Annotated in this window: 1 protein-coding gene and 1 pseudogene; both read right to left on the reverse strand. The window is 40.5% G+C overall.

Annotated features, from left to right (window positions below; genetic code table 11):
- Window positions 1-86, reverse strand: a pseudogene (locus WCP75_RS05015) (TrwG protein); the annotation flags it as partial.
- Between the two features lie 322 nt (window positions 87-408).
- Window positions 409-1,101: TrbL/VirB6 family protein (locus tag WCP75_RS05020; protein ID WP_336277138.1), on the reverse strand; the 693-nt coding region annotated here is incomplete at its 5' end.

Below are 1,101 nucleotides of genomic sequence, written 5' to 3' on the forward strand. Positions count from 1 at the left end.
ATGAGTTCACGCTCCAAACCTCGACTTTCCTCGTAATAACTATTAAGTCGTTCGGCTTTCACCGGTTTAGCTTCCTTTTTTTTCATATCGCTTCTCGTTGAATCTCTACAGGGATCGTTTTGTTGACAGGAACTCGCTTTCCACTGTTTGGTTGTCGCGGCTTTGGGGCCAATACACAAGCCGACAAAAGGTTTGCAATCAAAACTATAAAAATAAACTGTTTCATTCTAATTGCTCCTCTTTTCGACCGGCGGACTCTTTCTATCACTTTTTTATTACTATTTCAATTTTGATTAAAAAATAACATATAACTATTTCTATTTTTTATTTATGTTTTTATGAGTTCCACCAGGGTACAAATTTTCTCCACGCGATGAAAACGCCCATAGACTTCATGCACATTAAGGGCTATCGGCCACTTCTTGCTCCTGATTTCCATAAATGCTCAAACGAAATGCCTTTTGCCAAGGCATTTGCGATGCTCGACATTTTTAGCAAAAAGACAACAGAGATAATGGATAGGACAATGGAACCGCCGAGAGTGCAACTCACGTTCTGTCTACCATCAAACTTCATATCTTGCATATAATTTGCAAATATATCTATCATAAAACCGAATATAAAAGCTAAGAGCACGACAAGAATTATATAACTTAATAGTTGGGTAGCCCATTTTTCGAAGAAGCGATGAGTTGGATGCCAAAGCAAAGCAACGATAAAGAAAGGGCCTAACCCGACGAGAAGCGCGAGCGCGATTTTTGCTAACAGGATGAATGCACCGCCGATGGCAACCAAGCAGCTCGTTGTGATTAAGATAAGGACGCCAAAGATGCCGTAAAGGAACCCATCAGCATTTAAGAAAGCAGATTCTTCGAAAGCTTCACTGGCACGCATAAAGCCTTCCTCAGCTGCTCTGTTCATTATGTTTTTTAATTGTTGATCCGTTAATGGTCTATCTATGAGTGCGCCCGACAATTCACTAGGCAGATTTGTTATAAAGTCAATGATATCTTGCTGATATAGCCCACCGGACAACGCGATTGAAGTAATGATACTCACTCGAAAACAGCGGTTTATAAAATCGGTGAGCGGCATGTCCAC

The organism is Bartonella numerosa, from assembly GCF_037070845.1.
Classification (GTDB): domain Bacteria; phylum Pseudomonadota; class Alphaproteobacteria; order Rhizobiales; family Rhizobiaceae; genus Bartonella.